At 35.3% G+C, this 16,321-nt stretch carries 15 protein-coding genes; 5 read left to right on the top strand and 10 right to left on the bottom strand.

Annotation, left to right across the window (positions count from 1 at the left end):
• Positions 1-11: 11 nt before the first annotated feature.
• A complete protein-coding gene (locus SCI76_RS22085) occupies positions 12-377 on the bottom strand; it encodes a DUF2089 domain-containing protein (protein WP_028409887.1) in 366 nt (121 codons plus the stop codon).
• A 272-nt stretch (positions 378-649) separates the two neighbouring features.
• Between SCI76_RS22085 and SCI76_RS22080 the strand changes: the two genes are divergently transcribed.
• Genes SCI76_RS22080 through SCI76_RS22070 form a run of 3 tightly spaced genes read left to right on the top strand, consistent with a single transcriptional unit; the run spans position 650 to position 1,999 of the window.
• Positions 650-1,207, top strand: coding sequence for a TetR/AcrR family transcriptional regulator (locus SCI76_RS22080; RefSeq protein WP_047750134.1), 558 nt, complete (start codon positions 650-652; stop codon positions 1,205-1,207).
• Positions 1,208-1,221: 14 nt separating this feature from the next.
• Complete coding sequence (locus SCI76_RS22075; protein ID WP_063247095.1) at positions 1,222-1,584, top strand: multidrug efflux SMR transporter; 363 nt, start codon at positions 1,222-1,224, stop codon at positions 1,582-1,584.
• A gap of 4 nt (positions 1,585-1,588) precedes the next feature.
• Positions 1,589-1,999: a YvaD family protein gene (locus tag SCI76_RS22070; protein WP_063247096.1), complete on the top strand. Its 411-nt coding sequence runs from the start codon at positions 1,589-1,591 to the stop codon at positions 1,997-1,999.
• Between the two features lie 95 nt (positions 2,000-2,094).
• Here SCI76_RS22070 and SCI76_RS22065 read toward each other — a convergent pair whose 3' ends face one another.
• The 7 genes from SCI76_RS22065 to SCI76_RS22035 form a co-directional block, all read right to left on the bottom strand.
• A complete protein-coding gene (locus SCI76_RS22065; RefSeq protein ID WP_034267369.1) occupies positions 2,095-3,498 on the bottom strand; it encodes an MFS transporter in 1,404 nt (467 codons plus the stop codon).
• Positions 3,499-3,658: 160 nt separating this feature from the next.
• Positions 3,659-4,666 carry a LacI family DNA-binding transcriptional regulator gene (locus SCI76_RS22060; protein WP_063247097.1) on the bottom strand — a complete coding sequence of 336 codons (1,008 nt, stop codon included), beginning with the start codon at positions 4,664-4,666 and terminating at the stop codon, positions 3,659-3,661.
• A 106-nt stretch (positions 4,667-4,772) separates the two neighbouring features.
• Positions 4,773-5,720, bottom strand: coding sequence for a dihydrodipicolinate synthase family protein (locus SCI76_RS22055; protein ID WP_407544333.1), 948 nt, complete (start codon positions 5,718-5,720; stop codon positions 4,773-4,775).
• Positions 5,721-6,080: 360 nt separating this feature from the next.
• A complete protein-coding gene (locus SCI76_RS22050) occupies positions 6,081-6,887 on the bottom strand; it encodes a DUF2262 domain-containing protein (RefSeq protein WP_168761134.1) in 807 nt (268 codons plus the stop codon).
• Between the two features lie 92 nt (positions 6,888-6,979).
• The gene (locus tag SCI76_RS22045) at positions 6,980-7,456 is read right to left on the bottom strand and encodes a hypothetical protein (protein ID WP_063247100.1); all 477 of its coding nucleotides are present in this window, start codon (positions 7,454-7,456) and stop codon (positions 6,980-6,982) included.
• A 1,220-nt stretch (positions 7,457-8,676) separates the two neighbouring features.
• Positions 8,677-9,567 (bottom strand): prephenate dehydrogenase/arogenate dehydrogenase family protein, encoded by an 891-nt coding sequence (locus SCI76_RS22040; protein WP_063247193.1) that lies wholly within the window; start codon positions 9,565-9,567, stop codon positions 8,677-8,679.
• Between the two features lie 20 nt (positions 9,568-9,587).
• A complete protein-coding gene (locus SCI76_RS22035; RefSeq protein WP_048019338.1) occupies positions 9,588-10,268 on the bottom strand; it encodes an S-adenosylmethionine--2-demethylmenaquinone methyltransferase in 681 nt (226 codons plus the stop codon).
• Positions 10,269-10,704: 436 nt separating this feature from the next.
• On the opposite strand from SCI76_RS22035, the gene SCI76_RS22030 reads away from it, so the two are divergent.
• Entirely contained in the window at positions 10,705-11,556 is an 852-nt protein-coding gene (locus SCI76_RS22030) for a MurR/RpiR family transcriptional regulator (RefSeq protein WP_013058390.1), read from the top strand.
• 726 nt (positions 11,557-12,282) lie between these two features.
• The gene (locus SCI76_RS22025; RefSeq protein WP_243495016.1) at positions 12,283-13,581 is read left to right on the top strand and encodes a CitMHS family transporter; all 1,299 of its coding nucleotides are present in this window, start codon (positions 12,283-12,285) and stop codon (positions 13,579-13,581) included.
• Between the two features lie 264 nt (positions 13,582-13,845).
• Here SCI76_RS22025 and SCI76_RS22020 read toward each other — a convergent pair whose 3' ends face one another.
• Both SCI76_RS22020 and SCI76_RS22015 read right to left on the bottom strand, forming a co-directional pair.
• On the bottom strand, positions 13,846-14,313 hold the full coding sequence (locus SCI76_RS22020) for a hypothetical protein (RefSeq protein WP_048019335.1): 468 nt from the start codon (positions 14,311-14,313) through the stop codon (positions 13,846-13,848).
• Positions 14,314-14,412: 99 nt separating this feature from the next.
• Positions 14,413-15,858: a DHA2 family efflux MFS transporter permease subunit gene (locus SCI76_RS22015; protein ID WP_407544328.1), complete on the bottom strand. Its 1,446-nt coding sequence runs from the start codon at positions 15,856-15,858 to the stop codon at positions 14,413-14,415.
• Positions 15,859-16,321: the final 463 nt, after the last annotated feature.

Below are 16,321 nucleotides of genomic sequence, written 5' to 3'. Positions count from 1 at the left end.
AGACAATCCCCCTATTCTTCTTTTAAGAGCTTGATGGCTTCTTCTGCTGTAATTTCACCATTTTCTAACATAGACACAACTTTTTTCTCGTCTACTTCGTTTTTCTTTTTTTCTACATATCCAAGAGATGAAATGATGTCAGTCAGCTTGCCTCGGACGGTTGGGTACGAGACGCCCAGTTCTTTCTCAACTTCTTTGATATTTCCTCTGCACGTTAAAAACACTTCTACAAAATGAAGCTGATCACTCGATAAAGATGCCAGCTTAGATAATTCAAACTCATTTTCAATCGTCGTGTGACAATGGCTGCACTGCAGCTTTGTAATTTTTAACGTTTCACTGCAGACAGGACAATTTGTAAGTACTTTATAAGCCATAATCAAATCTCCTTCTTTTAGTTAATTTGATTATACAACAATTATTTAATATTAAAAACAATAAAATTAAATAATTTTATATTAAAAATTAAATATATTAACTTTAATTTTAAAAATATTGATAAATCGTTCTAAAACCAAAATAATAAGAGCCCAGATTCTTCACATCTAAAAAAGTAAACACAAGATAAAAATGTTTATTTTTGGAAAAATATGTTGTAAAATACACTTGGTACTATAAAATTATTTTTGGTACCAAATGGAGGTTTTTTATGAAAGAAAGGATTACACAAGAAGCTATTTTTTTAATTCAGCAAAAAGGTTTGTCTTTTACTATTAGCGATTTGGCTAAGAATTTAGGAACGAGCAAACGAACCATGTACCAACATTTCAACTCCAAAGACGACATCATTGACTCGATAATCGAAAATCTCATCCTACAGATCAAGAACAAAGAAGAAGAAATCTTCCATGATGAAAGTCTAAGTTTACCGGAAAAGATTACTCAAGTTCTTATATGTGTTCCTGAAGAGTTTAGCACAATGGACATTCGCCTATTAGCAGATTTAAAACGGCTTCACTATAATCAATGGGTTAAGATAGATGACTTTCTAAAGCAAGAGTGGGATCTAGTGGTAAAACTTATGGAAGAAGGCATAGAAACCGGAGTTATACGTGAAATTAATTTACAACTGTTTGTAGAGCTATACTTGGGCGCAATCAACCAAATTTATCAGCCAAACTTTTCGCTAAAAACTAACTTAACAATGAGTGAAATATTAAAATCTGTTATGGATATTCTTTTGAATGGCATTTCTATAAAAAAATAAGGTGGCGAAAAGATGTGCATTGGATTTATCTATGTTTAGCTATTCTTTTTGAAGTAGCTGGTACAACGTCCATGAAATTATCAGACGGTTTTACTAAAGTTATACCAAGTGTGCTACTTATACTTTTTTATATTTGTAGTTTGTACTTTTTAACGTTAACTTTAAAAAGTTTAGAGGTTTCAATCGCTTACGCTATTTGGTCAGGGATGGGGATTATAATTATTACGTTAATTGGATTTATGTACTTTAATGAAAGTGTAAGCCTGCTAAAAATTGTTGCTATAGCTCTCATTATTATAGGCGTGGTAACATTAAATATGACGGGTGAAAAAGAAGGTGATACTAGTAAATCTACTTTAGGCGAACACATGAGGTAAAAAAATGAGATATTTAAAACTTTTTTTTCTTGTCACAGATATTGGGTTTATTATCTATTGGATTGTTACTTACTTTGAATTGATACCCAAAAGTGCAGCCTTCAAAGATTATGATAACCCCATAGTGATAGCCTGGAACTGGTCGTTCTTCCCTCTAGATATTCTTATTTCATTCACTGGATTGTTTAGCCTATATTTATACAGGTTGCGTAGAGAATCATGGAAAGGATACGCTTTAATTTCTCTAGTGTTAACATTTTGCTCAGGGCTACAGGCTATTGCATATTGGGCATTTATTAAAGATTTCGATTTCACATGGTGGGCTTTTAATTTGTACTTGATGGTTTACCCCCTTTTCTTTATAAAGCTACTTATAAAAGATAACGGCAATCAAAAAAGCAACCTTTCCTTATAATGAACGTTTTAAAAATTGTAAGAATTAATGAATAGCAGCATTCACTAATAAAAGAGGTAAGATTGGCTTAACCTTACCTCTTGGAACTTGCTCTTTTATGGTGCAATATCTTCTAATACCTTTTCACGTGTTTCAATCATCTTAAACGCCATAAATGCACCTACTGCAGCTACACAAGCAAACAGAACAAAAACAGAGGTAATTCCCTTAGCTCCTAACACAAAGCCAAGTATTGTAGGAGCAATAGCCGAAGCTAGTCGCAGCCATGCTGTTGCAAACGCGATTCCAAGTACTCTCATACGTGTTGGATAAATTTCTGGCGTATAGAGATAGAGAAGAACTGTAATGGTTCCCATAACGCCGTATGCTGCTGAACCTAAATACATAACACTTTCAGCAGATTTGGCACCGTTAAACCAAAGCGTTGTTAAAAGTAATCCTACAACTAGAAAAGCAATAGTTGCCCATCTTTTACGTCCAACTCTATCAATAAGTAAAGCGCACGCAAATACAGCTACTGTTTGAATCACATTCGTTAATGACGCTGCATGTAGAGATTCCTTCAATGGAAGGTTATACACTGTTTTATATAAACTTGGAAGCCAGTTGTTAAGTCCATTCGCAACAAAGTAAGAAGAAAACCAAAGTGTCCAGACAATGAGCGTTCTACTCCGGTAAAAAGGAGAAAACAATTCTTTCCAATCGCCTTTTACTACAGCTTGAGGTGCACTAATTTTTGCTTCTATACGTTTATCTGTACTCGATTCAATCTCTTCAATTACTCGTTCTGCTTCGTCAAACCTGCCCTTTGAAATTAGCCAACGAGGCGATTCACGCAGCTTAAAGAAAAATAAAAAAACAATTAACCCGCCGATACCCCCAATCAAAAACATCCACTTCCATCCAAAGCTAGGTACAACTAAAGCACCAATCTGTGCAGATATCATCAACCCAAGAGGGAAAATCATTTCATATAGCATAAAAAAACGTCCGCGCCCTTGTGCAACTGAAAGTTCATTTATATAAGCTGCGGCAACAGGAACTTCACCACCTACTCCGATACCTTGTACAAACCGTAACCACAGTAGCGCATGAAAATTACCTGCAAATGCACAAGCAATACTCATGATTGACATTAAAAAAATGGTCCATTTAGCACTATAGACACGTCCAAATCGTTCCGCCAACCACCCAAAGAAGATAGCTCCAATTGCTTGTCCAAGATATCCAGAACCGATAAGAATACCGATTTGACCAGGGGTTAAATTCCATATTCCAATTAACACGGGTAAAACGAATGCCAGAGATAACGCGTCAAAAGCATCAAAAAACGTGGCTGAACCCATAATTACGCGCGGTTTAATATGCCAACGTGAAAAGGGAACGCTTTCTATCCGTGTAAGCAGTTCGGTAGCACGATTAGACAAACCAATTTCTTCGTGATCATAGTTGATATTCTTAGTGGGTTCTGAAGAATTTCTGTTCAATTCTGTATTCATACATAAATCCTCCTTAATAGCAATTCCCTCAAATCGGAATGACAATCACCCTAAGATACGTGAAACAAAACTTATTAAATCAGAAATTAAATGAAAGGGTTTACAGTTAAAGGCAGCAAATAGTAGACTCTAAAATCTTTTTAGAGCCTAGGTATGAATCTTAGTTATGTTTTGGACTATCGGTTGTAGATCTGTTAATATACTCCATATTGAATACGACATCTTTTTTTCGAATCTGTTTTCCTTCGAGCATATTCATCAGTATCGAGGTTGCTCTTTGACCAATACCTAATAAATCGACATGCACTGTAGATAAAGCAGGCGTAATAAAATCTGAAATTGGAACATCATCTGCACCAACCACTGATAAATCTTTGGGTACAGATAGTCCAAGCATATTGGCTGCCTTAATAACCCCGATGGCTAAATAATCAGATGAGCAAACGACCCCTGTAATGTTGCTATGTTTCTTTAAAAATGTCGCTACTTCTGTTGTTGCTTTTAAAGCGTCAAACTCATCAATCTCAAATACGTTTTCAGAAGAAAAAGGTAAACCTAGTTCATCCATTCTCTTTTTATATCCATTTAAACACCTGACACTATGCATGGAACTCATCGGCCCATTTACTATTCCGATATTCCGATGTCCTAGCTGATAAAGAGCATCCACTGCTTGTTTGATACCATCTTCATCATCCGGTCGCACGCATGGGAAAGGAGACCCTTCTAAATAGCTCCCTACTACGACAATCGGTAATCGGATACTTTCTAACCATTCTAGACTTAGCTCCTCATTTCTAGGTGCAAAAAGAATAACCCCATCTACAGCTTGAGTTTCAAGCAACCTCTTCTGTTGAGAAGAGGTAAATGACATCATCATATTATAGTCTGTTTGGTCGATTCCTTTCGCTATTCCTTCTAAAACGGTTGAAAAAAATGGATTGTTCAAAATAAATGATCCTCGTGGAACCACAACTGCAATATTTCCTGTGTTTTGTTTAACAAGTCCTCTAGCTCCTAAATTAGGACGATAATCTAATTCTTCCATTACTTTACGAATTCGCTCTGCGGTTTTCGCTCCAACACCAGGTTTATTTGTCAATACTCGTGAGACAGAAGCTGTTGACACACCAGCTTTAAGTGCCACGTCCTTAATACTTACGCTCATAGTACATACCTCCGTGGGTCAAGTATATCTATCTATTATAAACGAGTCCCACCTAAATACTAAAGAATAGTGGTTGCAATCTTGCAACCACTATCTACAATGTTTATTACGCTTTCACTTCATCTTTTAATAATCCGACTTTTAGTAAGCCTTGACGAATTTCTTCTACTTCCTCTTCTTTTAAAGGTAATACTGGACGTCTCGCTAATGAACTACTAATTAATCCACGTTGATACATCGCTTCTTTCATACGCAAGTGAGAAGTAGAAGAAGGTTCATCCATTTTATATACAGCCTGCTTTAATTCAAAGATACGGTCATACACAGCATTCGCAGCCGTTAAGTCTTGATCTTTCACACATTTCACTAATTCCGCGATTAAACCTGGCACAAAACAACCAAATCCAACTAATGCACCGTCGATTCCTTGAACTAAAGTAGGTAACAAGTATTCATCATGACACGTTAACAGTGAGACATCAAGCGCATTCTTTTTTAGAGCTCGAATATCTACTTCATATTGTGCAATATCTCGTTGTCCGACTTTAATAGACACAACGTTTGGAATCGCAGCCATTTCTAATAATTGGCTGGTTGTATACGAAGTTTTTGTCCAAGTTGGATATTGGTGAACAACGATTGAGATGTTGATCGCTTCTGCCACGTCTTTAAAAAACTGTACTGGTGATTCTTCTTGCATTCCAAATCGCAGCCAAGAATGTGGAGGCATAAGAAGGATCCCACTTCCTCCAGCTTTTTCTACAGCTTGCGCGTGTTGGATAGCTTCGATTGTTCCCTCTGCTGAAACACCAGAGATAACAGGAATACGTCCTTTTAATTCATCAGCTGCAATTCTTACAGCTTCTGCACGTTCTTCAGGTAGTAAAGTCATGATTTCCCCTGTGTGACCATTTACTACAATTCCATTAACCCCTTCGTGACCTGCAACCCAGCGAACTAAAGAACGAAAGCCCTCTTCATCAATCGAATAATCGTCCTTAAATGGGATAAGAACTGCTGGAAATACGCCACTCCATTTTACTTTGTTTTTCATTAAAAACATCCCCTTTGTTGTTTTAATTTTTAACTTTAAACTTATAGTAAACGTTTACGTAATTAATCATAAAATGTAAACGTTTAATTGTCAATATAATTTTTATTTTCTGATAAATAAAGATAAAAACTGCTTTTAATCGTTAAAAAATCCAGCAAAAATATAATTATCACAGAATAATTTAGTAGTAAACGTTTACTATCACGAAAAACTCATACAAATCCGTTTAAGCAGCATAGTAATTCGTATATGCTCCAAGCCCTAAAAAGAGTAAAAACAAGATTGAATAAAAAAAGAGAAGGATAAACTCCTTCTCTTACACTACATAATTGTTTTTAAACTATCATTCAACCACTCTATTTATCCTGCAATTTGAGCCCTAGTAAAAGTCCCATTTATATTTCCTTCTACAACGATACTATGTCCTGCAAACATATCTCCATCAGAAAAATAAAAATCAAAATCACCTTCTGGATAAACGGATATAGTGTCTAAACTCATAAAATCCATAAACATTTCTTCTGTAATTTCCTCTATTTCATCCTCTTCCTGTAGCCAATCGTTTGCTAAATCGACCAGTTCCGCTGCGGCATACATTCTAATTTTCCGGCTCCATTTATCCTGCTCCCCAAAAAGTGTGTGTGCTGTCTTCAGCGCAGATTTCATCATACTTTCATCTTCATGCCAGTCGAAATACAGCTCGCACTGTTCATTCTCCCAAGCAATGTTTCTTTCAAAAACTTTAATACCCTTTTCAAGTGTAAACTTGCCAAATATCTCATCATGATAATAAACCGGCTTTACTGATTCTTTTACTATCGTTTCTAACTCTCCGTCTTCATACTCTGGTTCCAGAATGTTAACGAGCATCATTGAATCCGTTCCCGTACGTACTTGTAGCTTTACAACGGTATTACTTTGCAGTAGATTCATTGCTTTCTCCACTTCTTCCTCGTCCACTAACCATCTAAGCTGTATCTCTTCTTTCTTGACTACTTCATTTTCCTCTAAACTTTTCCATGCAATTAAATCAATTGATGCTGTCCATAAAGTCTCTTCACTGGACATTCCAGCACCAATTCCTACTGAACCTGTAACCGCTGCTATGTCAATTACGTCTTCTGAGAACTCTTTTTCAAATGTCTTTTTTTCATTGAATTCACTCATTTAATATACATTCCCCTCTTTAACTGCTGTTGAAAAATTCGCCCTAAATATATAGTCACAAACTGATATGTTAATTCTCTGCTTTTATCTCTTTATAGCGGTCCACCTTCAAAACCAATAGGCCATCCGCTTCTGTTGAACTTTACTTTATATTGAAATACATTGGGATAATCGCCGTAAACAAAAGCTAAAGAACATCCTGCAAGAATATGTCCGTCAAAATTTAAAAGCTGCCCAAAACTTACAGCGGACAGATAATAGACACTAAATTTTTGTGCAGAAATGAACTGCTTTAAATACTCGAATGACCTTTTAAGATAGATATGTAATTGTTTCAATATACAATCCGCCATTTCAACAAATTCCTCATATGGCTTTTCACTATTTCCCTCTATCGTAATTTCAACTTCTTCCCATTCTCCTATATCCGTACTCCAAAACCATCGCCTTGTAACTGGGACTTCAGCTTCATTTTCATCAAGTGGTTGAGATAGGACAAGTTCTTCATACCCATTTTGTTTGAAGTTAGAGATTGTATAGGTTCGTTCAGAGAACTTAAGATCACTCATTTATTCCTCCTCCCTTCTATGCTTTTACTACTTATGTAGAAATATGTTTTTAGGTTTCTACGTTTAATTTTAGTATTATACAAAGCAGACATCAATTGGATTACTCAGCCTCTTTCAATAAAAACTCTTACGTTTTTCTAATTACTGTTACTATAATAAGAAAGAAGCACATTACCTATAAATTATAAGTTGGAGGGCTAACCAATAAATAAGAAAATCGCTAATATTATCGTCTTTTTTGTGTGGTTCCTTTTCTTGTTCCTTCTATGGATCATCTTCTCTTTTTCTAACGGGCAAGATGGCCAATGGTGGTCCATGTATCATTTGAACGCGAATCAATATGGTCCTTGGGCTTTAGAGATTTCTTATATAAAGATTAGTGTTGCTGCGGTTATTTCGTTAGTAATAGCCTATATCGCGAGTTTTGGATTCAAAAGAAAGAAAGAAGATCAACTGAGGTGCTACTTAATAAAAGAGGATTTCTAACGTAGCTTTTATATTTTAGGGAGAAATGCAAAATCACTTATATAAGAATTCACACACATATAATTCTAGTTGTTTGAATTGAGGTTACAGTTCTTCCTGTAACCTCTTTTACAATTCCTTACCTGCAATTATCTTTTATATAAGTGTCATATGAGGTATTTTTTAATTTCCACAAGTTTGATCATGGGAAGCAGCCTTTCTAATTCCTGTTCCCCATTGGTTACCAACACTACCTTATTTTTAAACATAACGTTTATATCTCTTTTATTATCAAGCTCTGGAGAATTACCATATTTGCTTGTTCATTCCTTTTGTTTGGTCTTCTTCACTATCTTTTTTAAGTAGATTTCCTAAACCTAAAAGAACTCAGTTAACAGCTAGGGGAGAAGCTGGATTATAACAACAGATAATTTCAGAAAAAATTTTATGATTTTGTAATTTCACGAAAGTTTCTCTTGCCTCCCTTTCTGTTTTAAATTCAAACATGATAATATTATTTTCTCTTGAATAAGCATTGATTACAGTAACCACCCACATTAAAAACCCCCTAGGGTTGTTACAATTAAATTTGATTCTGATAAATGAATATCTCTAGCATTCTTATGAGTAACTGTTATACCTGTAGACTTATTTGGAATGAACCCCTTTTCTAACCAAATAGAACCGCTTTGAAAATTCCATGTTCCCAAGTAAATCTCCCCGTCTCTTACTATTGATATAATAGATTAGTTTATTTAATTGTTTACAGCAGCATCTTCTTTACATGCTTTGATAACATCCAACCAATGATCTGGCTTTTGTCCTTTAAACTTTTCTTTTAAATTAAATGAAGCCAATGTTTCTAACTTACTTTTTGCCGCTCTAGACATAACAGAATTTAAATTAGAGGCCTCTAGCATTTGAATAGAGCCGTCTAACTCAATTGATCTTCTTAATGCATGTATAGAGGTTCCAGTTACCAATCGGTTCATTGTTTCTCTAAAGCTCTTACTATCTAAAGTTTCACTAATAGAATCTAAGACTAATTGTTCTACGTTAAATTCATGAGAAGCTTCTAATAACTCTAGATAAAGAGCAACTACACCTTTCATATAAATGCTGCGAATTAGCTTTACAGCAGAGGCATCACCAGGTTTTTCACTTACTTTAGTTATGTCCATACTGTACGGAGTCATTAAAGAAATCAGTCGATCTACACCATTACCACTTGCTGAAATAGGAACCTTATGTTTATAAACTGGCAGGGGACCTAGCATTGCGGCATCCACAAAGAATGCATTCTTCTCTTGTATATTTATATCAATTTTTTGTTTTACGATGGGAGTGGAAGCTGATACATCTACATAGATACAACCTTTCTTTATAAATGGTTTTAGCATCTCACTAACTTCAAGTGCTTTATCTGCGGGTACTGCTACTATTACTATATCTACTTGTTTTAGAACTTCTTCGGGTCTATAAAGAAGTTCTACTTGAGCTTGAGCAGCTCGTTCTTTAATTTGTGGACCATATGTAGGATGGTCTATCATAACATCATGAGCAAAAATGGTTTCTAAACCTTCGCCTTTTAAGCCAACTGATAACTCAAAGGCCGCCTCTCCAAATCCAATAAAACCTAATTTCACTTTAAAGCTCTCCCTTCTGTTTATAATCCATATGCTTTCATCTGTTCTCTTAACCATGAAGGCTGAATGTTACCTCCAGATTCACCTTGCAGACGCGCTCTTTCAAATGCTTCGATCGTTTCTAAACGTGTTTTCTCATACTCTAGTTTTTTTTCCGCTTTAAAAAGAACCTCTTCAATCTTTTCTTTTGGAACTACAACAACTCCGTCATCATCACCTATAATTAGATCTCCTGGAATAACAGCTACGCCTCCACAAGAAATAGGTTTATGTAACTCACCTGGACCATCTTTAAGAGGACCATTCGGAATAAATCCTTTTGAGAAAATAGGATATCCTGATTGACTAAGGGTCTCTTTGTCCCGAACTGCCCCATCTATAATAATCCCCTCAAGTCCAATAGCTTTAGCTGCAGCTGCCATTAATTCTCCAAGGTAAGCATTTGCCGTATGCCCCTTTCCATCTACAACTAGTACATATCCTTCTGTACCATCATAGATTGCCTGATGAAGAAATAAGTTATCTCCAGGTCTTAAACTTACAGTTAGAGCGGTTCCAACTACCTTCATTCCTGTAGATACAGGCTTAATTTTATAATCCATTGAACCTGTACACCCCATTGCATCGGATATAAGAGTTGTATTAAGAAGGTTTGCTCTCTTAATAATGTCTTCAGATAATACTGGTGCTAAATTACTCACTGATATACACTCCTCTTCGATTTTAATATATTCTAATCAATGCTCTACTCAGGATAACGCTTACAAAATTAAATTAATAAAATTAGATATTGCCCCCCTATTCGCAGAATATCTACAGTTTATTTGCTGCATTTTTGAAAAAGATAGAAAAACGTCGTAAAAAATAAATAAAGTAATAAAAATTACTACATTTTTTATTTAAGTAATATTTATTACTATAATCTTAAATGTATCTTATCACCGGTGCCTAATAAAGTAAATCTATTTTTATAAATAAAGCACAGGAAAAACATATCCTAAGCTTTATTGCTTAGGAGAAACATTTTTACATAAAAAAGTAAACATGCTAAAATTCAAGTAAGTATTGTGATAAATACTTTTTATATGCTTAAAAAAATAAAATTTACAATATAATCTGTTTAATTGGAGCGAAGGTATGGAAAATCCAATATTAAAATTAAAAGATAATATCTCACAACTAACAGAAACTCAACGGAGAGTAGCAGACTATATCCTTAAAAATCCTGTCGATGTAGCTTTTTTAACGGTTGATCAATTGGCTTTGACAGTAAAAACTAGTACGACCACGATAATGAGATTAGCTTTTAGTCTAGGCTATTCTGGATATGCAGAGTTTCAAAAAGGACTTCAGGAGCTTTTACGTAACAATGCTGCTCCTCAAATCAGATTAGAAACAAATTTGAAGGGCTTAGATGAGAGTGATTTGTGGATGCGATGTGCAGAAAGTCAATTCAATAACATTCAATCAACAGTAGAAATGATTTCTACAGAGAGCCTAAATAAAGCGTTAGAAATGATTGTCTCTGCAGACCGAATATTTTGTACAAGCGTTAGAAGTGGTTTACCCGTGGCACAGCATCTATCTTTTGGGCTTAATCGACTACTCGGAAACTGTGAGCTAATTGTCTCTGACTTAAGTGATTGGGTGGATAAAGGAATTACTTTAACTTCCAAAGATTTAGTTATTGCAACCTCCTTTCCAAGGTACGCTAGAAGAACTGTTGAGTTTGTAACAGCTGCCAAAAGTAACGATGCCAAGGTCATTTCAATTACCGACAGTTATTCTTCTCCTTTAGTTAAGTACTCAGATTTAGTACTGACTTGTAGCTCGAGTAGTATCGCTTTTCATAATTCACCTATAGCGTCGCTACTTGTGGCCGATTATCTTGTAAGTGCGATAGCTATAAATTATCCCGAAAAGACAAAGGATCGTCTCGATAAAATCACTTCAGTCCTTACAAAAATTAATTATCATTACACTGATTAAATTTACGAATGTGGTAAAAGCATGAAATATCGAATGTATAAAATAATTCGATATTTTATGTTTTTACCATTTTTTTATTTTTTCAGTTAAGTCTAATACTTCCCTTTCACTTTTCATTTCTATAAAAAAACATTTACTTTTCATTAGAAGCCATGATAGTATACTTTTAAATAGTCACAATTATTACAACAATTAAATAAAAAGTAATAATTATTACTTCAAACGATGGGTTGTAATAATGAATATAGTTAGTTCTGTAAAATCATTTTTAGATATCATCCGGAGATATCTGACTGCTCCCCTACTAAGATATTACAAAGTGACTATAAGTTTATTAATCCTAACACTGGTATTTTGCTTGTTAACACGCAAATGATGAGAGCACTACCTTTGGTTCTAAGCAATCATCAACAAAAGGTTTTAGTAAAGGAGTGATTAGTTCAAGAAACACGAGAATAGAAAATAATCTATTAATGATTCTATATATACAGTGGGCTTATGGGGGATTTCACGCCAGATTTTTTGTAAACCCTTACATTCGTTCTGATAACAGGTTTTAAACCAATAATATGTAAAAAAAGCCAATTCATTTCTACTAATGAATGATTGTGAAAAGCAGCTTTATAATAAAGAATGATAGTTAGATAGTTTCATGAGAATTTAAAAAGTATGACATTAAAGATAAACAAGAGGGAAAATGAAGGAAAGTTCTAGAGGGGGTATAATATGTTAACATTTTTAGGTTTTTCGATGATTGTAGTATTTATGTATTTAATCATGAGTAAGCGTTTGTCTGCCTTCAGTGCATTAACAGTGGTTCCTATTGTTTTTGCTTTATTGGGCGGCTTCACTGATTTAGGACCAATGATGATGAAGGGTCTTGAAACCATTGCTCCGACAGCAATTATGATTATCTTTGCCATTCTCTATTTCGGGGTGTTAATTGATACAGGATTATTTGATCCTTTAGTAGCGAAGATTATAAAGATGGTTGGCGGTGATCCTCTAAAAATTGTAATGGGTACTGCAGTACTTTCTTTAATAGTTGCTTTAGATGGTGACGGTACCATTACATATCTAATTGTAGTAACTGCATTTCTCCCACTATACGATCGATTAGGTATGAATAAACTTATTCTAGCCTGTATTCCTGCGTTAGCAATGGGTATTATGAATTTGACTCCCTGGGGTGGTCCTGCTGTGCAAGCTACGGCTGCTGTAAAAGCAGATGTAACAGACTTACTATTACCACTTATTCCTTCTATGATTGCAGGAACTATCTGGATTTTAGGGGTTTCTTATTTCCTTGGACGACGCGAGCGTAAAAGACTTGGAGTTATCAATATAGATACAGAATTTAATAATGAAATTGCTGCAGCTCTTGATGTAGGAATGGATGCATCAATAAAGCGTCCAAAATTATTTTGGTTTAACTTAGCTTTAACACTTTTACTTCTTATTGCTTTAGTTCTAGGGTTCTTACCATTACCAGCTTTGTTTATGATTGGATTTGCTATCGTGATGATTGTTAATTACCCAAATTTACAAGATCAAAAGGAACGCTTGCATGCTCATGCAGGAAATATATTAACGGTGGTTTCCATGATATTTGCTGCAGGTATATTTACTGGAATTATAGATGGAACAGGTATTGTTAAAGCTATGGCGGATACTTTAATAGCCGTTATTCCTGATGCTCTTGGCCCAAAATTAACAGTAATTGTTGCCCTTATAAGTATGCCATTCACATTTTTTATGGCAAATGCTCCCTTCTATTTCGGGATTATTCCTATTATGTCTGAAACGGCTGCTCACTTTGGCATCCCTCCACTAGAAATTGGTCAAGCTTCTTTACTAGGGCAACCCTTGCATCTATTAAGTCCACTTCAAGGTTCTATCTATGTCTTAGTAGGACTCCTTGGCATTGATATAGGCGACCATATTCGCTTTGCTGCCAAGTATGCCATTGGAACAGCGTTAGTTATGACGATTGTGGCTGTATTATTTGGAATACTATCTACATGAATGATTTATGGGAACATAAAAAAGAGAGAGCTGATTCTTCAAAACAGCTCTCTTCTATATATTTAACTTTAAATTACATTAAAGATTGAAATATAACATAAGCAAATCACTAATCAATCATGACTGATACAGTATCTCCGTTTGTCAATTTGATCTCAACAATTTGGACATCAAATTCATGTTCAATTGCTTGAATAATAAGGGGATGTCTATATCCACGAAATTTAAAAATGGTGCCTACGTAATCCCACTTAAGGTTTTAAATCAACTCCATCTTTTCACCTTTTCAAATAAATACTGCACTCCATATAACAAATATGCTTTGTAATGAAGGTAGATAAAAAATTGAAAATGACTTAATCGGTTTAGACTTACAATTTTCAACCTTTTAAGAACATCAATAAAGTAAAAAGCAAAGATTCCATCAGCTATAATATTCAATAATATAAACTTCTTAAAGTTTCCATACGAAGATTTAAGCAGCCACATTGAAAGTGGCATATAAGGCCCAATGCTAAAAGGAAGTTCATCTTTTATAAACGAATCTTTTTTGTCATAAAACCTCCACCACTTCCTCTGATGCCCATACAAATGATTAATAATTTCTAAGATAATAATAAAAATTCCAGCTACTGAATAACGTCTTATGCTGCGTTTTCCTATAAACAACAATGACAACCACGGAATCGCTATTATAGATAGATTAAATCCTAAGTGTTTCCTTGATATCATAAGTGAACTCACCTCAATGTACTTTATCTAGTTCTTCTTATAGTGTCCGCCTATTACAAAAAAAAACACAAACCATCTATAATGGTCTGTGTTTTTTTATTAATGCGCCTTCTGTTCAACATTGACTCTCTTGATAAAGAACGAGATAACCAATCCAACAATTGAAACAATAATCGCAAAGACGAACGCATGTTGAACACCGTTGGTAAAGGCAAGAACTTGGTTTAATGGATCCATTTTATCTGATACCGTCTCAAGGAAGCTCCTTGAACCTGATGACAGAATCGAGATTCCAACAGCTGTTCCAATTGCGCCAGAAACCTGCTGCAAGGTGTTCATAATCGCTGTTCCATGCGGGTACAGCTCCGGTGGAAGCTGGTTTAACCCGTTTGTTTGAGCCGGCATCATAATCATCGAAATGGCGATCATAAGTGCAATGTGCAACCCAACGATAAACCCTGTTGACGTTTCCAGCGTTACGGTTGAGAAACCATACATGGTGCCGGCTACAATCACAAGACCAGGGATAACTAACCATTTAGGACCAAAACGGTCGAATAATCCCCCCATAACCGGTGAAAGAATTCCGTTAATCACTCCTCCAGGAAGAAGCATTAGGCCAGCGGTAAAGGTTGATAAAGCTAGTGATGTTTGTAAGTATAAAGGTAAAATCATCATCGCAGACAGCAGTACCATCATGCAGACTAGAATTAATAAAAGGCCAATTGTGAACATTGGATACTTAAAGGCTTTAAGGTCTAACATTGGTTCTTTCATCTTCGTTTGGCGAATAGAAAACGCAACTAACGCAATAGTTCCAATCACAAGAGTTAGAATAACCTGTAGACTTCCCCAGCCCCCGCCTTCTCCGGCACTGCTAAATCCGAATACGATTCCTCCAAAACCTATTGTTGAAAGAACAACAGAAATCATATCGACTTTTGGCTTTGTTGGTGTGGTAACGTTCTGCATAAAGAAAGCTCCAAACACTAAAGCAGCAAATAACAGTGGAAGTGAAATCCAAAAAATCCAGTGCCACGTTAATGTTTTTAAAATTAAGCCTGATACAGTTGGTCCAACAGCTGGCGCAAACATTATAACAAGGCCGATGATCCCCATTGACTTTCCACGTTTATGCGGCGGGATAATAACAAGAATTGTGTTAAACATAAGCGGTAACAGTAAAGCAGTGCCCACCGCTTGCACGACACGGGCAATCATCAGTACCCCAAACGTTGGTGCAATAGCGGCAATAAATGTTCCAACGATGGAGCAAATTAGAGATGCTATAAAAAGCTGTCTGGTCGTAAAGCGCTGAAGAATAAAACCTGAAATAGGTACCAAAATTCCTAACGTTAACAGATACCCTGTTGTCAGCCACTGTGCGGTTGTTTCGTGAATACCAAAGCCTGAAATTAGCTCCTTTAACGCCATATTTAAGGCTGTTTCACTAAATAAACCAATAAACCCGGCAATAAGAAACGACGTAATAATCGGCAGCACTTTGATGTTAGAGCTTTCGGCTGCTGTTTGTTGATTACTCATATTAAATTGTCTTCCTCTCTTTTACGTACTCTTTTTGGTGAATTTTTTCTATCTCAATGATAAGTTGATTAGCAGACAAACGATACATACCGATATAAAGATTAGTAATAAGTTTAAGACATTGTGCTGATTAAGCTTTTTCCTTCTCTTCTCTTTTGACCGGATTGCTTTTTGTCTTCTAAATTCGTTTCTTTCCACAGATACCTCTCTCTCCATTTCATTTCTAAATTACGTATGTAAACTGTTTCCCATTTATGTATATGCTTTTTCAATAAGCAAGATAGAACTAAAAAATGAAAAGAGGAAAGGCACATATTTATACCATTCCCCTGCACAAAGGAAAAATGAATTTCCACTTTGTATCCAGGAATATTGTAACACAGCTATAAGCACTGTTTCTATCTAAAATATACTAAATAATGATATCTATATACCTATGAATAACTAATAGTTCTGAACAGAA

Source organism: Priestia sp. HNGD-A6 (assembly GCF_045784335.1).
Classification (GTDB): Bacteria; Bacillota; Bacilli; order Bacillales; family Bacillaceae_H; genus Priestia; species Priestia zanthoxyli.
Note: the sequence above shows the minus strand (reverse complement) of the source record. Positions and strands in the feature narration are given on the sequence as shown.